Here is a 20231-nt window from a genome sequence, read left to right on the forward strand (position 1 = left end):
ATGGAGATCATCCTGCCGGATCCGGCGGCTCCGCCTCGACGGCGGCCAGCAGCGTACGCAGCAGATCGGCCAGCCGGTCCTGGTCGGCGGGGGGCAGCGCGTCGAGAATCCGCCGCTGCACCTCCAGCCCGGCCTCGGCCGACTCCTCGACCACCCGGCGGCCGGCGTCGGTGAGGGTGACCCGCAGCGCCCGCCGGTCGGCCGGGTCGGGTGAGCGCCGGACCAGCCCGGCCCGCTCCAGCCGGTCGAGCCGGCCGGTCATCCCGCCGGAGGTGAGCATCAGCGAGGCGGCGAGGGCCTTCGGCGCCAGGGTGTACGGCGCGCCGGACCGGCGCAGCGCGGCCAGCACGTCGAAGTCGCCGCGGCCGATGCCCCAGCCGGCGTACACCTTCTCCTGGCGGTCGCCGACCAGCCGGGCCAGCCGGTAGATGCGGCCGAAGACGGCCATCGGCTCGGGTCGCATGCCGGCCCGCTCCCGGCGCCACTGCTCGACGATCAGGTCCACGTCGTCGGTTGCCACGGCTGTCGATTGTGCCCGACGCCACCCTTCCCATTTCACTCGGCACCAATTAGCTTAGGTCTAAGCTACTTAGCGCTGAGGAAAGAAGGTCGCCGTGGACCGCCGCTGGACCGACATCGCGCTGACCGCCGTCGCCCCGACCGTCTGGGGCACCACCTACCTGGTCACGGCCGAGCTGCTGCCCGCCGGCCGCCCGCTCTGGTCCGGCGCGATCCGCGCCCTGCCGGCCGGCCTCCTGCTGCTCGCGCTGACCCGCCGGCGGCCGCGCGGCGTCTGGTGGGGGCGGGCCGCCCTGCTCGGCGCGCTCAACATCGGGGCCTTCTTCCCGCTGCTCTTCGTCGCCGCGTACCGGCTGCCGGGCGGCACCGCGGCCGTGCTCGGAGCCGCCCAGCCGCTGCTGGTCGCCGCGCTCACCGTCGCCCTGCTCCGGGACCGGCCCGGCCGGCCGGCGCTGCTCGCCGCGCTCGCCGCCCCGGCCGGAGTCGCCCTCGTGGTGCTCCGGCCGGGCGCCGGCCTCGACCCGCTGGGCGTCGCGGCCGGCCTGGCCGGCACCGCGGCGATGGCCGCCGGCCTGGTGCTCACCCGCCGCTGGGGCCGGCCGCCCGGTGTGGGCACCCTCGCGGCGACCAGCTGGCAGCTCGTCGCCGGCGGCCTGCTGATCGTGCCGGTCGCCGCCGCCGTCGAGGGCGCGCCGCCCGCGCCCGACGGGCCGGCCCTGCTCGGGTACGCGTGGCTCGGGCTGGTCGGCACCGCGCTGGCGTACGCGCTGTGGTTCCGGGGCGCGGCCCGGCTGCCGGTCACCCGGGTGTCGGTGCTCGGCGCCCTCAGCCCGCTCACCGCCGCGACCCTCGGCTGGCTGGTGCTCGGCCAGGCGCTCAGCCCGACCCAGCTCGCCGGCTTCGCGGTGGCGGTCGCCGCCATGGTGCTCGGCCAGCTGCCCGGACGCGCCACGCCGGCTGAGCGGGGCGGCCAGCCGACGCAGCCCGGCACGTTGCCGGGAGCAGCCGCGCCGGGTGCGGGCGCCCCACAACCGTCGCGGCCCGACACGCTGCCGGCAGCGGCCGCGCCCGGTGGCGGCGCTCGTCAGCCGGCGCGCAGCCGCCGCCAGTCGTCGACCGCGACGTCGCCGGCCACACCCTCGGGCAGCGCCCCGGGCGGCAGCTCCGCCGCGGCGGCGAGCGGCAGGGTGAACCGGTGCGCCGCGGACGGCGCGGCCGCGTGCGACTGGTCGAGCAGCCAGCGCACCTCGTCGGCCGTCCAGCCCAGCCCGGCCCGGCCGGCGAGCTCCCTGACCAGCCGCAGGCCGACCCGGGTGTCGTCGTCGTAGAAGCGCATGCACCAGTGGTGGGCCCACATGCCGAGCGCGCGCAGCCCGGGCGCGTCGAGGGAGCCGACCAGCCGGCCGCACGCGGTGTCGGCGAAGGCCCGCCCCGGGTCGTCGGCCCGGTCCCGCTCGATCGCCCCGTACGCGGCCGGGGCCACCACCCGCATCCGGTCGTAGAAGCCCTGCACCACCGCCGCGTCCAGCCGTGCCCGCCCCGACCGCATCAGCGGACACCCCGCCCGGCCACGCTCGCCATGCCCCGCACCTTTTCTTGAGTTGGTGGCGCGACGGTACCGACCACTACCGACACTTTCGTCGCCGGAATCCGTTGCCACGCCAGGGATAGCTGGCGTGAGCTGGGGCGTCTGTATTGGTGACGACGACGAGCGGGAGGGTGGGTGGACGAGGACGACCGGGTCCGGCTGGCCGAGTTCGTGACCAGCCGCGCGCCGGCGCTGATGCGGGTCGCGTACCTGCTCACCGGCGACCGGCACGCGGCCGAGGACCTGTTCCAGTCGGCGCTGGCCAGGACCATCCCGAGGTGGCGGACGCTGCGGCACGCCGACCCGGAGGGCTACCTGCGCACGGTCATGTACCGGGAGCAGGTGAGCTGGTGGCGGCGGCTGCGGCGACGCCGCGAGACGGCGCTCACCGGGGCCGACGAGGCGGTCCAGCCGGACCCCAGCGGCGGCACCGACGTGCGCCTGGCGATGCGCGCGGCGCTGCGGCTGCTGCCGCCGGCCCAGCGCACGGTGCTGGTCCTGCGCTACTACGAGGACCTCACCGAGACCCAGGTCGCCGAGGCGCTGGGCTGCTCGGTCGGCACGGTACGCAGCCGGACCCACCGGGCGGTGACCCGGCTGCGCCAGCTCATGCCGGACGTCGAACTGCTGGAGGTACGGCGGTGACCACGCCCTTCGAGGACCTTCTCCGCGCCACCCTCTCCGACCTTGCCGAGGAGGCACCCACAGTGCAGGACCAGTTGACCCCGGCGGAGCGCCGGTTCCGGAACCGCCGGCGGACCACGGTGACGCTCGGCGCGGCGGGAGTGGTGGCCGCCGTGCTGATCGGCGCACCCATCGCGCTGGCGGCCGGCGGCGGGGACACCTCTCCCCGCCCGGCCGCGCCGTCGGCGCCCCCGACCCCCGCGGGTCCCCCCGGGTCCCCGTCCCCCGCCGAGCCCACGACGGTCCCGTCGCCCAGCGGCCCGCCCACGGCCGTGCCGGGCCCGCCCGGCGACCCGACGGCGGGGCCCGTGCCGAGCGCCTCGCCGCCGGGCCGGCCCGGCCGACCGGGCGCGCCCGCGCCGGGCCCGAGCCGGCCGGGCGAGCCCACCGCGGTCCCCTCCCCCGAGGGCCCCGGGGGCGCACCCGGCCCCCTGCCCACCCCGTCCCCCAACCCACGCCGCTGACGCCGACGACCCGGCCGGCGCCGTCGCCGACCCGGCCGGCGGCGCCCGCCGGGTCGACCTGATGTCCACCAGGGGCGGCCTCCCGAGCAGCACCAGGAACGGCGGTACGCCCGGCCCGGGCGGGCGCCCTCGGCTGGCGGCTTTCCGAGCGCTCGGGGCGGGCCCGCACGGCCGCGTCCGAATCCCGCCAGCCGACGGCCCGACCTGCGAGGCAGGATCGGTGTCATGGAACTCGACTTCGAGCGGTGCTACCGGGCCGTCGACAGCCGCGACCAGCGGTTCGACGGCTGGTTCTACACCGGCGTGACGTCGACCGGGATCTACTGCCGGCCGTCCTGCCCGGCGACGACGCCGAAGCGGCAGAACGTCCGGTTCTTCCCGTCGGCCGCCGCCGCACAGGGCGCCGGGCTGCGGGCCTGCCGCCGCTGCCGTCCCGACGCCGCACCCGGTTCGCCCCAGTGGGACGTCCGGGCCGACGTGGTCGGGCGGGCGATGCGGCTGATCGCCGACGGGGTGGTCGACCGGGACGGCGTACCGGGTCTGGCGGCCCGGCTCGGCTACACCGAGCGGCACCTGCACCGGATGCTCCGGGCCGAACTGGGCGCGGGGCCGCTGGCGCTGGCCCGGGCGCAGCGGGCGCAGACCGCCCGCATCCTCATCGAGACCACCGGGCTCGGCCTGGCCGAGGTGGCGTTCGCCGCCGGGTTCGGCAGCGTCCGGCAGTTCAACGACACCGTCCGCGAGGTGTACGGGGCCACCCCGTCCGAGCTGCGGCTGAGCCGGGGCGGCCGGCGGGCGGCCGGCGGGGCGGGCACCATCACGCTGCGGTTGGCCTACCGGCCGCCGTTGCACGCGGGGGCGCTGCTGGACTTCCTGGCGCTGCGGGCGCTGCCCGGCGTCGAGGAGGTCCGCGACGGGGCGTACCACCGGGGGTTGCGGTTGCCGCACGGGCCCGGCACCGTGTCGCTGGCCCCGGCCGACGGGCACGTGGCCGCCACCCTGCGGCTTGCCGACATGCGCGACCTGGCCCCGGCGGTGGCCCGGTGCCGGCGGCTGCTGGACCTCGACGCCGACCCGGCCGCGGTCGACGCCACCCTGGCCGCGGATCCGGCCCTGGCCCCCGCGGTGGCCGCCGAACCCGGCGTCCGCCTCCCGCACGCCGTGGACGGCTTCGAGATGGCCGTCCGCGCGATAACCACCCAGCAGATCTCCCTCCGATCGGCGAGAACAACCCTGACCCACCTCCTGGCGGCCGCCACCACCCCGCCCGCCGATCATGAGGTTGACGGCGAAGTCGATCTCCAAGACCGCGGTCAACTTCATGATCGACCGCCGAGGTTGCGGGCGTTCCCGACCGCGGAGCAGGTGCTTGACCTCGGTGACACGGCCTTCCGGATGCCGGGGGCGCGGCGGGAGACGATCCGGGCGGTGGCGCGGGCCGTCGCCGACGGGGAGCTGGACCTGGCACCGGGTGGGGACCGGGAGGAGGCGGTGCGGCGGCTGGTCGCGCTGCCCGGGGTCGGGCCGTGGACCGCGGGCTACGTGGCCATGCGCGCGCTCGGCGACCCCGACGTCCTCCTCCCCACCGACCTGGGCGTACGCCGGGGCGCCGCCGCGCTCGGCCTGCCCGACGACCCGAAGACCCTGAACGCGTACGCGGACCTCTGGCGCCCCTGGCGGTCCTACGCGGTGATCCGACTTTGGAGAGCGGCATGACCACACTGGACAGCACCGTCATCGACACCCCCGCCGGCCCGCTGAGCGTGCTCGCCGGCCCCGACGGGGCGGTACGCGCGGCCGGCTTCACCGCCGACCCGGCGAACCTCGTACCCCTGGTCCACTTCGGACTGCGCGGCGCGCTGCGCGAGCGGGCCGACCTCGGCCCGGTGACCGCGGCCGTCCGCGCCTACCTGGCCGGGGATCTGACCGCCATCGACACCGTTCCGGTCGAGCAGCGGACCGGCGGCGCCTTCATGGCGCACGCCTGGCAGGTGCTGCGCGACGTCAAGCCGGGCGACCCGGTGACGTACACCGGTTTCGCGGCGCTGGCCGGCCGACCGCCGGCGGTCCGCGCCGCCGCGGCGGCCTGTGCGCGCAACGCCGCCGCGCTCTTCGTGCCCTGCCACCGGGTGCTGCGCACCGACGGCACGCTCGGCGGCTACCGCTGGGGGCTCGACGTGAAGAAGTGGCTTCTCGGGCATGAGGGACGGGTGACGGCTAGCTGACAGCGGCGATGTCGCACCCTGCCGCTACCGTCGGGTAGTGCCTGCGCAGAGCGACGGCAACCCCGCGGCGTGTCCCGACGCCCGTCCCCACCCGCTGCGCAACCTCTGGCGACTGCGGCCCTACCTGCGCCCCCACGCGGCCGAGTTCGCCTGGCTGCTGCTCGCCGCGCTGACCGCCACGGCGGCGAGCCTCGCCGTGCCGCTGGTGGTGCAGCGGGTGGTGGACGGGCCGGTGGCCCGGCACGACGTGGCCGGGCTGTTCCGGCTCGGTGCCCTGGCCCTGCTGCTCGGCCTGGCCGAGGCGGTGCTGATCTTCATCCGGCGGTGGACCCAGTCCTCCTCCTCGGTCGGCATGGAAGCGGCCATCCGGGCCGACATCTACGCCCACCTGCAACGCCTCCCGACCGACTTCCACGACCGGTGGCAGTCCGGTCAGCTGCTCTCCCGGATCACCAGCGACCTGTCGGTGATCCGCCGGTTCCTCTCCTTCGGCCTGCTGTTCCTGGTGCTCAACCTGATCACCTACGCCGCCGTGGTGGTGCTGCTGATCCGGCTGCACCCCTGGCTCGGGCTGCTGGTGGGGGCCAGCGCCGTCCCGCTGTTCCTGATCAGCCGCCGCTTCGCCCGGCACTACCACGCGGCGTCCCGGCGGATGCAGGACCAGCAGGGCGACGTGGCCACGCTGGTCGAGGAGACCGCGCAGGGCCTGCGCACCATGCGGGCGTACGGGCGAGGGCCCGAACTGGGCGCCCGGTTCGCCACCGGCGCGCGCCGGCTGCACGACACCGGGATCGGCAAGGCCCGCCTGCTGGCCCGCACCTCCGCCCTGTTCGACCTGGTGCCCAACCTGATCCTCGCGGTGGTGCTGGTGGCCGGGGCCGCCGCCGTCGCCCGGGGCGGGCTCAGCATCGGCGAGCTGGTCGCCTTCGTCAGCCTTCAGCTCATGCTGGTGTGGCCGGTGCAGTCGCTCGGCTGGATCATCGCGAACGGGCAGGAGGCGGCGACCGCCGCCGACCGGATCCAGGAGGTGCTGGACACCCCGCCGTCCATCGTCGACGCTCCGCACGCCCGCGCGCTGGACCGCACCGAGGTGCGCGGCCGGCTCCGCTTCGAGCGCGTGAGCTTCCGCTACCCCGGCAGCCCCGCACCGGTGCTCCGCGAGATCGAGCTGACCGTGGAGCCGGGCGAGACGCTGGCCCTCGTCGGTGCGACCGGCTGCGGCAAGAGCACCCTGCTGTCCCTGGTCCCCCGGCTGCACGAGGTGACCGGCGGCCGGGTCACCCTGGACGGGCACGACCTGCGCGACCTGCGGCTCGGCTCGCTGCGCCGGCTGGTCGGGGTGGCCTTCGAGGAGCCGACCCTGTTCTCCATGTCGGTCTGGGAGAACCTGACGCTGGGCCGGCCGGAGGCCGGCGAGGAGGAGGTCCGGGCCGCGCTCGCGCTGGCCCAGGCCGAATTCGCGTACGACCTGCCGTGGGGCCTGGGCACCCGCGTCGGCGAGCAGGGGCTCTCGCTCTCCGGCGGGCAACGCCAGCGGCTGGCGCTGGCCCGGGCGGTGCTCGGCCGGCCCGCACTGCTCGTGCTCGACGACCCGCTCTCCGCGCTCGACGTGCACACGGAGGCCCTGGTCGAGGCGGCCCTGCGGCGGGTGCTGCGGGACACCACGGCGCTGCTGGTGGTGCACCGGCCGTCCACGGTGGCGCTCGCCGACCGGGTGGCGCTGCTCGACGGCGGCCGGATCGCCGCAGTCGGCACCCACAGTGAGCTGCTGGCCGGGGTCCCGGCCTACCGGGCGGTGCTCTCCGCCGAGCCGGATCGACGGGCGGACGGCGTCGGCCTGGTGCGGTCGTGACCGGGGCCGCCGGGCGACGCCGGATACCCCGGCAGCGCGGCGACCCCGACCCGTCCCGGCAGCGCGGCGACCCCGACCCGTCCCGGCAGCACGGTGACCCCGACCCCGACCCGTCCCGGCAGCGCGGTGACCCCGACCTCGACCTGTCCCGGTGGCGCGGGCGGGCCACCGACCCCGACGCCGACCGCAGCCGCGCCGAGGACTCGTCGCCGGAGGCGGTCGCCCGGCTCCGGGCCCGCAGCCGGGCCCTGCTCCGCGACCTGCTTCGTCCGCACCGGGCCCGGCTCGGCCTCGCGGTGTCCCTGCTGCTGGCCCAGAACGCCGCCGCGATGGCCGGCCCGTACCTCGTGATGCTCGGCATCGACCGGGGCATCGGGCCGCTGCGGGCCGGCGACTCCGGCCCACTGGTCGCCGTCGCCGCCGCGTTCGTCGTCGCCGCCGCCACCGAGTACGCGACCCGGCGCGCCTTCCTCGCCCTCGCCGCCCGGATCGGCCAGGCCGTCCTGCTCGACCTCCGCAAACGGGTGTACGGCCACTTCCTCCACCTCGACGTCGGCTTCCACGAGCGCTACACCTCGGGCCGGATGGTGTCCCGGCTGACCAGCGACCTGGACTCGATCGCCGAACTGGTCGACGGCGGGATCGACAAGCTGGTGATGGCCGCGCTGTCGGTGCTGTCGGTGGCGGGGATCCTGCTCTGGCTGGACCTGCCGCTGGCCGCGGTCACCCTGCTGGCGTTCCCGTTCCTGTTCGGGCTGTCCCGGTGGTTCGCTCGCGCGTCCGCCGGGGCGTACCGGCGGACCCGGGAGGCGGTGGCGCTGGTCATCGTGCACTTCGTCGAGTCGTTGCGCGGGATCCGGGCGGTGCAGGCCTACCGGCGGGAGCCCCGCAACCAGCGCATCTTCGCGGCCGTCAACGACGACTACCGGCAGGCCAGCCTCCGCGCGTTCCGGCTCATCGCGGTCTACTCGCCGGGCATCCGGCTGATCGGCAACCTGACCGCCGCGGCGGTGCTCGGCTACGGCGGCTGGCGGGTGCTGGGCGGGCGGACCGAGGTCGGGGTGCTCGCCGCGTTCCTGCTCTACCTGCGCCGGTTCTTCGAACCGATGGAGGAGCTGAGCCAGTTCTACAACGCACTGCAGTCGGCCACCGCCGCGCTGGAGAAGCTGGCCGGGGTGCTCGACGAGCGGCCGGCCGTGGCCGAGCCGGAGCGGCCGGTGCCGCTGCCCGCCGGCCCGGGGCGCGGGGCGGTGGTGTTCCGCCGCGTCCACTTCGGCTACCGGCCCGACGCGCCGATCCTGTCCGGGCTGGAGCTGACCGTGCCGGCCGGGCAGACCGTCGCGCTGATCGGGCCGACCGGCGCCGGGAAGTCCACAATCGCCAAGCTGCTGGCCCGGTTCCACGACCCGGCCTCGGGCACGGTGAGCCTCGACGGGGTGGACCTGCGGCATCTCGCCGACGCCGAACTGCGCCGGGCCGTGGTGCTGGTCACCCAGGAGAACCACCTGTTCAGCGGCTCGGTCGCCGAGAACATCCGGTTCGGCCGCCCGGACGCCGACGACGCGTCCGTGGAGGCCGCCGCCCGGGCCATCGGCGCGCACGATTTCATCGCGGCGCTCCCCGACGGGTACGCCACCGACGTGCACCGGCGGGGCGGCCGGCTCTCCGCCGGGCAGCGACAGCTCGTCGCGTTCGCCCGGGCGTTCCTGGCCGACCCCCGGGTGCTGATCCTCGACGAGGCCACCTCGTCGCTGGACGTGCCGACCGAGCGCCTGGTGCAGCGGGCGCTGCGCAGCGTCCTGCGGGACCGCACCGCGCTGGTGATCGCGCACCGCCTCTCCACCGTGGAGATCGCCGACCGGGTGCTGGTCCTCGACGGCGGGCGGATCGTGGAGGACGGGTCCCCGGCCGAGTTGGCGGCCGCCGGCGGCAGGTACGCCGCCCTGCACCGCCAGTGGCGCGACTCCCTGATCTGACCGACGCACCTTCCGACCGAGCACCGTCCGGCCTCTGAGCCGATGCCTCGACCCTCCCGTGTCCGCCAGCGGGCCGACGCTCGTGACGTTCGCGGCCCGCGCCGTCGTAGCGGTGCCCTCCGTCTCGAGCGACCTCGCCGGCAAGGCACTTCCTCGCCACCTCGCGGAACGCCCCGGAGATCATGGAGAGTTACCGTTCGGGACCACCGGCAACTCTCCAAGATCGCGCCGTTCGGGGAGATCTTGGAAGCAACGTGCCCGTGGAGGGGCCGCTTGCGTCCAAGATCTCGACGGGTTCCGCCGGTGTCGCCGACAGGTCCGGTTCAAAGCGTCAGTCGGTGTGGGGAACTTCCCGCTCCGCCGGTCCCGCAGCGCCCGAACCGGGCGCGGGAGGCCCCGCGGCATCCGTACCTGGAGCGTCCGGCCCGGCGGCGCCCGAACCCGGAGCGGTCGGCCCGGCGGCATCCGTGCCCGCAGCGACCTGACCCGCGGCATCGACACCTGGGACCGGCGGTCGGGCAGCATCCGAACCCGGTATGGGAAGACCGGCAGCGTCAGCACCTGGCTGCGCCGGAGCTGTGACGCCCGCACCGGAAGTGAGCTGCGCGCCGACCGGAGCCGGGGCAGCCGGTGCCGGAGGCGGGGCAGCCGGTGCCGGAGACGAGGCGTGGGCAGTGATCAGGGCGGCCTCGGCGCGCAGGTCGCGGCGGATGCGGTCGACAGCTCGACCGAAGCCGAAGAGCAGCACCAGGACCAGCGCGGCCACCCCGGTGAGCACCGGGACGGTGAGTGCCGGCTCGCCCAACCGGTCGGTGCTCAAGCCGCGGAGCAGGGAGGGGGCCAGCGCCAGGGCGGAGAGCACCAGCGCGGCCATCCCGAGCGCCAACGCCCCGGCCGCCCGCCCCGGCTCCTCCACGCCACCGGCCTCCACACCACCGGCCGCTGGGCCGGCAGCCGGCCGGCCGGATGGCACACCTCCAGCCGGTGCGGTGGCGGCGAGCACCAGGCCGAAACCGACGGCGAGCCCGAGCCCGAGCGCCGAGAGCAGCGCCGGCAGCTGCCCGGCGGCCGGCAGCTCGGCGCGGACGACCGGTGCGGCGAGCGGCATCGCCAGGGCGGCCAGCAGCAGGCCGGCCGCGTCCCAGGGCAGCAGGCCCGGCGTGAAGCGGGCCAGCGCCGCGCCCGCGGCGACCGCCACCAGGCCGACCAGCACGACCAGGTAGGCCTGCGCCCGGTCACCGACGAAGTTGAGGCGCAGCCCGTAGAGCAGGAGCGGTCCCGCGGCGAAGCCGAGCACCACCCAGCGGGCGGCCGCTGCGCGGCCGGTCCGGTACGCGTAGCCGAGCAGGACCAGCGCGGCCACGGTGGCCACGGCCACCGGCGAGAAGTAGGCGAAGGACTCCACGAACCGCTCGCGGCGCGGCCCGACGAGGCCGTCCTGGCTGATCCGGAACACGTCGACCACCCACCAGCGGATCACCAGCCCGCCCAGGGTGACCAGCGCCGCCACGGCGGCCGCCACCAGTGGACCGATCCGGGGCCGGCCGGAGGGCGCGCCCGGGCCGGGCCGGTCGAGGTGGGCGAGCACCGCGGCGACGACCACGACCAGCAGGGTGACCCCGACCTGGACCGGCCAGGCGCGCCCGCCGTCCGGGTAGCCCGCCCCCGCCCCTAGGCGGAGCAGGTCCTCGACGGCGGAGTGCAGCACCAGTCCGGCGGCCAGCCCGGCGGCGAGCAGCCAGCGCAGCGACCGGGCGGGCCGGGACAGCGCCAGCAGCGCGCCGCCGAGCACCAGCCCCGCGGCGAGGGCGCTGGCCAGCACGGTCAGCACCTGCCCGGTGGTGGGCGACTGGCGAGGCACCAACCCGACGCCGTGGTCGAAGGCCAGCTCGCCGGTGAGGTAGTCGAGCGCCAGGCCGACCGCGGCGACCGGCCAGCCGGGCAGCCGACCGAACACGGCAACGCCGGCGATTACGACGGCGAGCAGCGCGCCTCCGGTCAGCGCGACAAGCGTGACCGTGAACTCCGACGGCCCGAACGGGAAGCCCTGGGTCAGGTCGGCGAAGCCGGTCTGCCGGGCCACCGCGAGCCCGCGTGCCCCGAAGAAGGCCCCGACGGCGACCGCCGCGACCGTGCCGGCCACAGTGGAACGGGCTGCTGGCGGTGTGCGCGCGATCTCGTCCATGGCGATGCCTCCCCCGCGTCCGTGGACGGGGCAGATGCTGTCACACGCCGCGCCGGCTCGCTGCCCCCTCGGAGCGGGGTGCCGGATACCGCCACGAGGCCGAAAGACGTGGAGTGGCAGGGGCCGCCTGCCTACGATCAGCGGATGACCGATACGGCGAGGACGGCCCGCGCCGGCGTCCCCGAGCGTCCGACCCTGGACGGCATCGAGGAGACCTGGGCGCGCCGCTGGCAGGAGGACGGGACGTACGCGTTCGACCGCACCAAGGAGCGGTCGGACGTCTACGCGATCGACACCCCGCCGCCGACCGTATCGGGCGAGCTGCACATGGGGCACGTCTTCTCCTACACGCACACCGACACGGTGGCCCGGTTCCAGCGGATGCGCGGCCGCACCGTCTTCTACCCGATGGGCTGGGACGACAACGGCCTGCCCACCGAGCGGCGGGTGCAGAACGTCTACGGGGTGCGCCCCGATCCGGAGCTGCCCTACGACCCGGGCTGGCGGCCGCCGGCCGCGCCGGTGAGCGAGGCGGCCCGGAAGGACCCGGTGGCGATCTCGCGGCGCAACTTCATCGAGCTGTGCGAGGTGCTCACCGCGGAGGACGAGAAGGTCTTCGAGGCGCTGTGGCGGCGGCTCGGGCTGTCCGTGGACTGGTCGCTGACCTACACGACGATCGGGCGGGTGGCCCGGGCGACCAGCCAGCGGGCGTTCCTGCGCAACCTGGCCCGGGGCGAGGCCTACCAGGCCGAGGCGCCGACGCTCTGGGACGTCGGCTTCGCCACCGCGGTGGCCCAGGCCGAGCTGGAGGACCGGGAGCGGCCCGGCGCCTACCACCGGCTGCGCTTCCACGGACCGGCCGGGCGCGAGGTGCTGATCGACACGACCCGGCCGGAGCTGCTGCCGGCCTGCGTGGCGCTGGTCTGCCACCCGGACGACGAGCGCTACGCGGGCCTGGTGGGCAGCCTCGTGCGCAGCCCGGTCTTCGGGGTCGAGGTGCCGGTGCGCGCGCATCCGCTGGCGGACCCGGCCAAGGGCACGGGCATCGCGATGGTCTGCACCTTCGGCGACCTGGCCGACGTGACCTGGTGGCGGGAGCTGCGGCTGGACACGCGGGTGGTGATCGGCCGGGACGGGCGGCTGCTGCCGGAGCCGCCGGCCGGCGTGCCGGCCGGGCCCTACGCGGCGCTCGCGGGGCAGACCGTGAACGGCGCCCGGCGCACGATCGTCGAGCTGCTCGCCGACGCGGGTGACCTGGTGGGCGAGCCTCGCCCGATCACCCACCCGGTGAAGTTCTACGAGCGCGGCGACCGGCCGTTGGAGATCGTCTCGACCCGGCAGTGGTACCTGCGCAACGGCGGCCGGGATCTCGACCTGCGGGAGGAGCTGCTGGCCCGCGGCCGCGAGCTGCGCTGGGTGCCGGAGCACATGCGGCACCGCTACGAGAACTGGGTGGGTGGCCTCACCGGTGACTGGCTGGTCAGTCGGCAGCGGTTCTTCGGCGTGCCGGTGCCGGTGTGGTACCGGCTCGACGACGCTGGCGAGCCGGACTGGTCCCAGCCTCTCACACCGGATGAGTCGATGCTCCCGATCGATCCGTCGAGCGAGCCGCCGCCGGGCTTCGAGGAGGCGCAGCGTGGGGTGCCGGGCGGTTTCGTCGGCGACCCGGACGTGCTGGACACCTGGGCCACCTCGTCGCTGACGCCGCAGATCGTCGGCGGCTGGGAGACCGACGAGGACCTGTTCCGGCGGGTCTTCCCCATGGACCTGCGCCCGCAGGGGCAGGAGATCATCCGCACCTGGCTCTTCGACTCCGTGGTGCGGGCACACCAGGAGCAGGGCGTGCTGCCCTGGCGGGACGCCGTGCTCTCCGGCTGGATCCTCGACCCCGACCGGAAGAAGATGTCCAAGTCCAAGGGGAACGTGGTCACCCCGATGGGCCTGCTGGAGCAGCACGGCTCGGACGCGGTCCGCTACTGGGCCGCCAGCGGCAAACCCGGCATGGACCTGGCCTTCGACCCGGCGCAGATCAAGGTGGGCCGCCGGCTCGCCACGAAGCTGCTCAACGCCTCGAAGTTCGCCCTCGGGCTGGGCGCCGGGGACGCGCTGCGGGCTCCGGCGACCGCGCCGTTGGACACCGCCATGCTCGCCGAGCTGTCCGGCGTGGTCGCCACGGCGACCGCCGCCTTCGACGGGTACGACCACACGGCGGCGCTGATCGCCGCGGAGGCGTTCTTCTGGCGTTTCTGCGACGACTACATCGAGCTGGTGAAGGAGCGCGCCTACGGCACCGGGCCGGGTGCCGACTCGGCCCGGGCGGCACTGGCCACCGCGCTCTCGGTGCAGTTGCGGCTGTTCGCCCCGGTGCTGCCCTTCGTCACCGAGGAGGTCTGGTCGTGGTGGCGCTACGGGTCGGTGCACCGGGCGCCGTGGCCGACCACCTACGAGGTGGGCCGGGCGGTCCAGGGGCCGGGTGACCCGGAGCTGCTGCGGCTGGCCGCGGACGCGCTGGGTCAGGTGCGCCGGGCCAAGTCGGAGCGGAAGCTGTCGATGAAGGCGGAGGTGCCGCTGGCCGAGGCACTCGGGCCGGCCGCCCTGCTCGAACGGCTCACCCTGGTGGCCGACGACGTCCGGGCGGCGGGGCGGATCGCCAAGCTCGACCTGCTTCCCGACCGCACCACCGAACTCGTCGTCGCCTGCGCGTTCTGAGCCGGGCGCCGACCGGCCGGCCGAGAAGGGGTGGCTGTCGCCTGGCGAACAGCCACCCCTTCTCGACGCGGTCCGGCTCAGGTGGCCGAGCAGGCGGTTTCGAGCTGCTTCACGGCCTTGGTCAGCGCGGTCTTGCTCGGCGCCTTCTTGGGCGCCGTCGCCCACGTGTCGGCCAGCTCCGACATCTCGGTCGCCACGTCCTTCACGGCGTCGTTGACGGCGGTGCTGGTGGTGAAGGCGTTCGCGTAGAGCGAGGCGGCGCCCGCGGAGTACTGGGCGCTGACCGCCGAGTGCCCGGCCGGCGGCCCGATCTTCTCCGCCGAGGCGACCTTCTTGAGGGCGGTCTGGATGTCCTTGTCGATGGTGGCGCAGGCGGCCTTCGTGGCGGCGTCCATGCCCGGCGCGGCGGTCGCCGTGGCGCTCGGCACGGCGGCCGGCGCCGTGGTCGCCGTGCCGGTGGCGCCACCGGACGCGGCCGGCTTGTCGCCGTCGTCGCAGCCGGCCATGACGAGCACCGCCACGGCGGCCGGAATCAGCAGTGCGAGCCGAGTTGAGCGCATCGTTTCTCCCCGTTGTCTCGTCTTTCGCCCGCCGGAAGCTACCAGAGGTGGGCGTCGTCCGCGGCGGGTGACGCCGGCGGCCCGGGGCCCGCTGAACCACTTCGGACAGCTCTCCGGGCGCCGGCCGGCCCCGCTCGACGCGCCTGGATCGGCGGCGCCGGGCGGGGCCGTGTGGTCCGGGTCAGCTGGTCTCGCCGGCCACGCTGAACGAGCGGAGGCGGTCGATCGCGAGGACCGTGAAGCCGACCGCGATGAGCGCGCTCATCACCGAGGCGACCGGCACCGACACGTCCGTGGCGAGCATCTCGGTCGGCGCGATCCGGTCGGCGAGGGCGATCACGTACTGCTGGATGGAGAGCACCTTCGTGCCGCTCACGAAGTTGCCGAGCAACCCCTCCCAGATCAGCACGTAGACGAGGCCGAGCAGCACCGGCCGCCGGGTGAGCAGGCTGAGCGCCACGAAGAACGCGCAGTAGGCCAGCGCCCCGATCGACGCGGCGACGGCGAGCGCCAGGCCGAGGCGTACCGAGTGGGCGAGCACGCCCGCGACGTAGAGCGGCACGGCGACGGTGACCGCCGTGACGCCGGCGCCGACGGCCAGCTTCGGCAGGACGATCTGCCAGCGCGGCAGCGGCTTGGTGAGGATGTGCACCACCGTGCCGTCATCGATCTCCGCGCCGAGCACGCCGGTGCCGACGATCAGCGCGACCACCGGCAGCACGACGGCCAGGCCGAGCCCGACCAGCACGGCCGGCCCCCACTCGCCCGGGTCGACGCCGAGCGAGCGGGAGAGGATGGCCAACACCAGCAGCAGCGCGGGCAGCGGGAGCAGCAGCAGGAACCGGCGCCGGCCGAACAGGCCGCGCGCGGTGATCCAGGAAACGGTCGACATCGTTCAGCTCCCCACCAGGTAGGAGAAGACGCTCTCCAGCGATTCGTCCTCGGGCGTCAGCGACCGGACCCGGAGGCTCCGGGCCAGCGCGATCTTCGGCAGCGCCCGGGTGAAGGCGCCGTAGTCGCCGGCCCGCACGGTCAGCCCGTCCCGGCCCAGTTCCACCCCGGTCACCGACTCCTCGGCGATCAACGCGACCGCGAGGGCGCGGTCGTCGGTGGAGCGGACCCGGAAGACGTGCGGCCGGTTGGTCATCAGCCGGCGGATGGTGCGGTAGTCGCCGGAGGCGGCCAGCCGGCCGGCGACCATCACCTGCACGGTGCCGGAGACCTGCTCGACCTCCTCCAGGATGTGCGAGCTGAACAGGATGGTCCGGCCGGCGTCGCCGAGGCGGTGCAGCAGGGCCATCATGTGCAGCCGCTGCCGCGGGTCCATGCCGTTGAACGGCTCGTCGAGCAGCAGCACCCGCGGGTCGTGCACCAGGGCGGCGGCCACCCGGGTGCGCTGCCGCATGCCCTTGGAGTAGGTGCCGATCTTCCGGTCCTGCGCGGATTCCATCTCGACCAGCGCGATGGCCCGCCGGGCCGCCGCCTCCGGGTCGGGCAGCCGGTGCAGCTTGGCGCTGGCCAGCACGAACTCGTACGCGCTGAGGAAGGTGTGCACGGCCTCCCGCTCGCTGACCAGGCCCAGCCGACGGTAGACCTCGGGGTTGCGCCAGGTCGGCATGCCGTCGAGGGTGACCTCGCCCCGGGACGGGGAGAGGAAGCCGGCCATCATGTGCAGCAGGGTGGTCTTGCCGGCGCCGTTCGGGCCGAGCAGGCCGGTCACGCCGGGCCCGAGCCGCATGGTGACGTCGTTGACCGCCACCACGTTGCCGTACCAGCGGGAGACGCCGGCCAGGTCGAGGGTGGAGGCGGGGGTGGCCGGGGCCGCCGGCTCCGCGCTGATCGTGGTCATCGGGCGGCCACCTTCCGGTATCGCAGCAACAGCAGGGCGACGCAGCCGGCCACCAGCAGCGCGGCGACGGCCAGGTAGAGGGGCCCGAAGCCGCCGATCTGCGTCTCGGGATCTCCGCCGGGAACGAGCAGGTCGCCCAGGGTGTACTGGCCGACGGCATGGACCAGGGCGGTGGGCGAGCCGAGCATCGCCAGCTCGTTGACCGTCCGGGACGGCATGATCGACAGGATGCCGACGATCGGGGCGGTCATCAGGAACACCGCCACGATGCCGCCGGCCGCGAACGCCCGCTTGCCGGTGAGCGAGGCGATGAGCAGCCCGACCGAGGCGAAGACCACCGCCCACAGGGCCGCGTAGAGCAGGCCGGGCAGCAGGTCGAGCAGCTCGTTCCAGACCCCGCGCATCCCGTCGTCGGTGGTGAACGCGGCGCCCAGGAACATCACCAGCTGCGGCGCCCCGAGCAGCAGCCAGAGCGCGGTGACCAGCGACCCGAGCTTGGCCAGCGCGTAGTCGCCGCGCGGCAGCGGGCGGGAGAAGTAGAGCGGCAGCACGCCGCTGTGCAGGTCGCGGGAGACCAGCTCCGGCCCGACCACCGCGACGAAGAAGATGACCAGCCAGCTCATCGCGTCGGCGAACTGGGCGTACGTCATGACGACCTGGCCGGTCTGGGTGCGTACCGCGGTCAGCCCGGCGGCGACGATCAGCACGATGCCCATCACCAGCCAGGGGAAGATCTTCGCCTTGGCGGAGCGGCCCAGCCCGAAGGCGGTGCGCAGGCCGTGCAGGTAGAGCGCGCCGAAGACGTGCCGGCGGCCGAGCCGCGGGCCGGTGTAGCGCTGATAGCCGATGTCGTGGATGACGCCGGTCGGCTCAGACATGGCTGGGCTCCCTCGTGGCGAAGAGTTCGGCCACCCGGTGCCGCCGCTGGTCGAGCCGGTGCAGCGGCAGGTCCAGCTCGGCGACCGCGCCGATGATCAGGTCGTAGGTGGCGTCGTCGGCGAGCGGGACGAGCAGCAGCCGCCCCTCCCGGGACACCGGCAGGTCGAGCGCGGCGAGCCGGGCCGCCAGGTCGTCCGTACCCTCGCTCACCTCGACGGCGAGCACGTCGATGGCCGTGGTCATCGCGGAGATCCGGTCGGCGCGCAGCAGCTTGCCGCCGTCGATGGCGACCAGGGTGTCGCAGATCCGCTCGACCTCACCGAGCAGGTGGGAGCAGACCACCACCGAGATGCCGAACTCGGTGCCGATCCGGTGGATCAGGTTGAGCATGGCGTCCCGGCCGGCCGGGTCGAGACCGTTGGTCGGCTCGTCGAGCAGCAGCAGGTCCGGGTCGTGCACCAGGGCCTGGGCGAGTTTCACCCGCTGCTTCATGCCGGTGGAGTAGCCACCGACGGCCCGGTGCCGCTCCTCGTGCAGGCCGACGTGGCGCAGCGCCTCGGAGGCCCGCTCCCGGGCGACCGTGCGCGGCAGCCCGCTGATCCGGCCGAGGTGGGTGACCAGCTCGGCGGCGGACAGGTCGGGCGGGAGGGCGTCGTGCTCGGGCATGTAGCCGACCCGGGCGCGGACGGCCGCCGGATCGGTGGTGGGGTCGAGGCCGAGCACGGAGACCCGACCGCTGGTCGGGGCGAGCAGGCCCAGGAGGATCTTGATCAGGGTGGACTTGCCGGCGCCGTTCGCGCCCACCAGCCCGATGATCCCCGGCTCGACCGACACGGTGAGGTCGGCCAACGCGGTGACCCGGCCTCCGTACGTCTTGGTCAGCGACTCGGTCGCGAGCAGTGTCACGCGGCAAGCGTAGGGAGCGCGGGCCGCTCCGGGTATCGGGAAACGCTCGGGGTTGCCCCTGATTCCGCCCGGACGCTGACCGACCGGACGGCCCGACCGGTCCGTCCGGCCGGCGGACCGCCCAGGACGGCGGTCGGGCCGCCCCGGGACGGCCGGTTTGCCGGCCGGTGACCGGGAGGTGGAGTGGCGCTCTCGACCGATCGCCGGTGGGCTGAGAAACTGTGTGCCGGCCGGTGAGTTGGGGGTTTCATGAGCAACGGGTGGGTGCTGCCCGAGGACGTTCTGCGGGATGCGCCGGCGTACGCGCCTAGGCCCGGTGAGCTGGCCGATCTCGGATTGCTGCTGACCGGGGCGTACGCCCCGCTGACCGGCTTCATGACGCGGGCCGACCTGGCCTCGCTGGGCCGGCGCGGCCGGCTCGCCGACGGCACGCCGTGGCCGGTGCCGGTGACGCTGCAGGTGCCGGCCGCGCTCGCCGACGGGCTGGAACTGGACGACCCGCTGCGCCGGGCGCTGGTGCTCACCGACGGCGAGGGCGCGCCGGTGGCCGCGATGGACGTCACCGACGTCTGGCCGGTCCGCGAGGGCACGGCCGGCGTGGGCGGCCCGGTGCGCCGGCTGGGCGACGGCGGTCACGGGCCGTTCCAGCGGCTGCGGCGCAGCCCGGAGGAGGTCCGCGGGCTGCTGCCTCCGGGGCGGGTGCTCGGCGTCTTCGCCGACCGTCCGCTGCACCGGCCGCAGCTCGCGCAGATCGCGCACGCCGCGCGGACGCTCGGCGCGCACCTGCTGGTGCTGATCCCGGTGGGTGAGGAGGCGACCGGCGGGCTGCCGGCCGAGGCGCTGGTGCGCAGCGTGTTCGCCGCGCGGGACCGGATGCCTCCGGCCACCCTCGTGGCGGTGCCGCTGGCGCGGCGGCGCGACGAGATCAGTGACGCGCTGCTCCGGGCCCGGGTCGCCGCCGCCTACGGGGTCACCCACCTGCTCTCCACCGAGGGCATGCTCTCCGGGGCGGGCCTGCGCGTGCTGGTGCCCCGCGAGCTGGCCTACGACAGCCGCGACGGGCAGTGGCGATGGCGGGAGGACATCCCGCCGCGCAACCGGAAGCTGGCGCTCAGCCAGGAGGAGATCGACGACCTGCTGGACCGGGGCTTCCCGCTGCCCGAGTGGCACACGCCGCCGGCGGTGGCCAAGGAGCTGGCCCGGGCCCGCCCGCCGCGCCGGCACCGCGGCCTGGTGATCTTCCTGACCGGTCTCTCCGGCTCCGGCAAGTCGACGATCGCCCGCGGGCTGGCCGACCATCTGCGCGAGGGCGGCGACCGCACCATCACCCTGCTCGACGGGGACATCGTGCGCCGGGAGCTCTCGGCGGGGTTGGGCTTCAGCAAGGCGGACCGGGATCTCAACGTGCGCCGGATCGGTTGGGTGGCCGCCGAGATCGCCCGGCACCGGGGCGTCGGCATCTGCTGCCCGATCGCCCCGTACGCGGCCGCCCGGGCCACCGCCCGGGAGATGGCGCACGCCGCCGGGGCCGGCTTCCTGCTGGTGCACGTGGCCACCCCGCTGGAGGTCTGCGAGCAGCGCGACCGCAAGGGCCTGTACGCGCGGGCCCGGGCCGGCCTGATCACCGGGATGACCGGGATCGACGACCCGTACGAGGAGCCGACCGACGCCGACCTGGTGGTGGACACCACCGACATGACCGTCGAGGAGGCGGTCCAGCGCGTCATGGAGCACCTCACCGAGACCGGTTGGGTGGAGCCCCGCCTCCAGCCGGCCTGATCCCGGCACCGTCCGGACCGCCGCCGTCCCGCCCCGGGACGGCGGCGGTTCCGCGT

Annotated in this window: 16 protein-coding genes and 1 pseudogene; 9 read left to right on the plus strand and 8 right to left on the minus strand. The window is 75.3% G+C overall.

Annotated features, from left to right (window positions below; genetic code table 11):
• Positions 1-7 precede the first annotated feature (7 nt).
• Positions 8-520, minus strand: coding sequence for a MarR family winged helix-turn-helix transcriptional regulator (locus ACZ6PY_RS10615; RefSeq protein ID WP_466071128.1), 513 nt, complete (start codon positions 518-520; stop codon positions 8-10).
• Between the two features lie 94 nt (positions 521-614).
• On the opposite strand from ACZ6PY_RS10615, the pseudogene ACZ6PY_RS10620 reads away from it, so the two are divergent.
• Positions 615-1388, plus strand: a pseudogene (locus tag ACZ6PY_RS10620) (EamA family transporter); the annotation flags it as partial.
• A gap of 215 nt (positions 1389-1603) precedes the next feature.
• Here the strand turns inward: ACZ6PY_RS10620 and ACZ6PY_RS10625 are convergent.
• Positions 1604-2068, minus strand: coding sequence for a hypothetical protein (locus ACZ6PY_RS10625; RefSeq protein ID WP_466071130.1), 465 nt, complete (start codon positions 2066-2068; stop codon positions 1604-1606).
• Positions 2069-2242: 174 nt separating this feature from the next.
• Between ACZ6PY_RS10625 and ACZ6PY_RS10630 the strand changes: the two genes are divergently transcribed.
• The 6 genes from ACZ6PY_RS10630 (at position 2243) to ACZ6PY_RS10655 (ending at position 9308) form a co-directional block, all read left to right on the plus strand.
• A complete protein-coding gene (locus ACZ6PY_RS10630) occupies positions 2243-2752 on the plus strand; it encodes a SigE family RNA polymerase sigma factor (RefSeq protein ID WP_466071132.1) in 510 nt (169 codons plus the stop codon).
• Positions 2749-3255, plus strand: a complete 507-nt coding sequence (locus ACZ6PY_RS10635) for a hypothetical protein (protein WP_466071133.1) — start codon at positions 2749-2751, stop codon at positions 3253-3255. Before ACZ6PY_RS10630 ends, ACZ6PY_RS10635 begins: the two co-directional genes overlap by 4 nt.
• 225 nt (positions 3256-3480) lie before the next feature.
• The gene (locus tag ACZ6PY_RS10640; protein WP_466071134.1) at positions 3481-4971 is read left to right on the plus strand and encodes a DNA-3-methyladenine glycosylase 2 family protein; all 1491 of its coding nucleotides are present in this window, start codon (positions 3481-3483) and stop codon (positions 4969-4971) included.
• Entirely contained in the window at positions 4968-5480 is a 513-nt protein-coding gene (locus ACZ6PY_RS10645) for a methylated-DNA--[protein]-cysteine S-methyltransferase (RefSeq protein ID WP_466071136.1), read from the plus strand. The genes ACZ6PY_RS10640 and ACZ6PY_RS10645 overlap by 4 nt, the downstream gene beginning before the upstream one ends.
• Positions 5481-5517: 37 nt before the next feature.
• Positions 5518-7332: an ABC transporter ATP-binding protein gene (locus ACZ6PY_RS10650; RefSeq protein WP_466071137.1), complete on the plus strand. Its 1815-nt coding sequence runs from the start codon at positions 5518-5520 to the stop codon at positions 7330-7332.
• A gap of 143 nt (positions 7333-7475) precedes the next feature.
• A complete protein-coding gene (locus ACZ6PY_RS10655) occupies positions 7476-9308 on the plus strand; it encodes an ABC transporter ATP-binding protein (protein WP_466072050.1) in 1833 nt (610 codons plus the stop codon).
• 331 nt (positions 9309-9639) lie between these two features.
• Here ACZ6PY_RS10655 and ACZ6PY_RS10660 read toward each other — a convergent pair whose 3' ends face one another.
• Complete coding sequence (locus ACZ6PY_RS10660) at positions 9640-11493, minus strand: hypothetical protein (protein ID WP_466071139.1); 1854 nt, start codon at positions 11491-11493, stop codon at positions 9640-9642.
• Between the two features lie 144 nt (positions 11494-11637).
• On the opposite strand from ACZ6PY_RS10660, the gene valS reads away from it, so the two are divergent.
• The gene (valS, locus tag ACZ6PY_RS10665) at positions 11638-14202 is read left to right on the plus strand and encodes a valine--tRNA ligase (protein WP_466071141.1); all 2565 of its coding nucleotides are present in this window, start codon (positions 11638-11640) and stop codon (positions 14200-14202) included.
• A gap of 77 nt (positions 14203-14279) precedes the next feature.
• Here valS and ACZ6PY_RS10670 read toward each other — a convergent pair whose 3' ends face one another.
• The 5 genes from ACZ6PY_RS10670 to ACZ6PY_RS10690 form a co-directional block, all read right to left on the minus strand.
• Complete coding sequence (locus tag ACZ6PY_RS10670) at positions 14280-14762, minus strand: hypothetical protein (RefSeq protein WP_466071142.1); 483 nt, start codon at positions 14760-14762, stop codon at positions 14280-14282.
• Between the two features lie 181 nt (positions 14763-14943).
• The gene (locus ACZ6PY_RS10675; protein WP_466071144.1) at positions 14944-15654 is read right to left on the minus strand and encodes an ABC transporter permease; all 711 of its coding nucleotides are present in this window, start codon (positions 15652-15654) and stop codon (positions 14944-14946) included.
• Positions 15655-15657: 3 nt separating this feature from the next.
• Positions 15658-16611: an ABC transporter ATP-binding protein gene (locus ACZ6PY_RS10680; RefSeq protein WP_466071146.1), complete on the minus strand. Its 954-nt coding sequence runs from the start codon at positions 16609-16611 to the stop codon at positions 15658-15660.
• A complete protein-coding gene (locus ACZ6PY_RS10685; RefSeq protein WP_466071148.1) occupies positions 16608-17489 on the minus strand; it encodes an ABC transporter permease in 882 nt (293 codons plus the stop codon). The genes ACZ6PY_RS10680 and ACZ6PY_RS10685 overlap by 4 nt, the downstream gene beginning before the upstream one ends.
• Positions 17482-18396, minus strand: coding sequence for an ABC transporter ATP-binding protein (locus ACZ6PY_RS10690; RefSeq protein WP_466071150.1), 915 nt, complete (start codon positions 18394-18396; stop codon positions 17482-17484). The genes ACZ6PY_RS10685 and ACZ6PY_RS10690 overlap by 8 nt, the downstream gene beginning before the upstream one ends.
• Positions 18397-18645: 249 nt before the next feature.
• On the opposite strand from ACZ6PY_RS10690, the gene cysC reads away from it, so the two are divergent.
• Positions 18646-20175, plus strand: a complete 1530-nt coding sequence (gene cysC / locus ACZ6PY_RS10695; RefSeq protein ID WP_466071152.1) for an adenylyl-sulfate kinase — start codon at positions 18646-18648, stop codon at positions 20173-20175.
• The last annotated feature ends 56 nt before the right edge of the window (positions 20176-20231 follow it).

The sequence above is a fragment of the Micromonospora sp. NPDC048907 genome (genome assembly GCF_055586885.1).

Excerpts from the sequence above, each read along its gene's own strand:
- ACZ6PY_RS10625 (WP_466071130.1), bottom strand. The coding sequence starts at position 2,068 with ATGCGGTCGGGGCGGGCACGGCTGGACGCGGCGGTGGTGCAGGGCTTC.
- ACZ6PY_RS10640 (WP_466071134.1), top strand. The coding sequence starts at position 3,481 with ATGGAACTCGACTTCGAGCGGTGCTACCGGGCCGTCGACAGCCGCGAC.
- ACZ6PY_RS10645 (WP_466071136.1), top strand. The coding sequence starts at position 4,968 with ATGACCACACTGGACAGCACCGTCATCGACACCCCCGCCGGCCCGCTG.
- ACZ6PY_RS10660 (WP_466071139.1), bottom strand. The coding sequence starts at position 11,493 with ATGGACGAGATCGCGCGCACACCGCCAGCAGCCCGTTCCACTGTGGCC.
- valS (WP_466071141.1), top strand. The coding sequence starts at position 11,638 with ATGACCGATACGGCGAGGACGGCCCGCGCCGGCGTCCCCGAGCGTCCG.
- ACZ6PY_RS10670 (WP_466071142.1), bottom strand. The coding sequence starts at position 14,762 with ATGCGCTCAACTCGGCTCGCACTGCTGATTCCGGCCGCCGTGGCGGTG.
- ACZ6PY_RS10675 (WP_466071144.1), bottom strand. The coding sequence starts at position 15,654 with ATGTCGACCGTTTCCTGGATCACCGCGCGCGGCCTGTTCGGCCGGCGC.
- ACZ6PY_RS10680 (WP_466071146.1), bottom strand. The coding sequence starts at position 16,611 with ATGACCACGATCAGCGCGGAGCCGGCGGCCCCGGCCACCCCCGCCTCC.
- ACZ6PY_RS10685 (WP_466071148.1), bottom strand. The coding sequence starts at position 17,489 with ATGTCTGAGCCGACCGGCGTCATCCACGACATCGGCTATCAGCGCTAC.
- cysC (WP_466071152.1), top strand. The coding sequence starts at position 18,646 with ATGAGCAACGGGTGGGTGCTGCCCGAGGACGTTCTGCGGGATGCGCCG.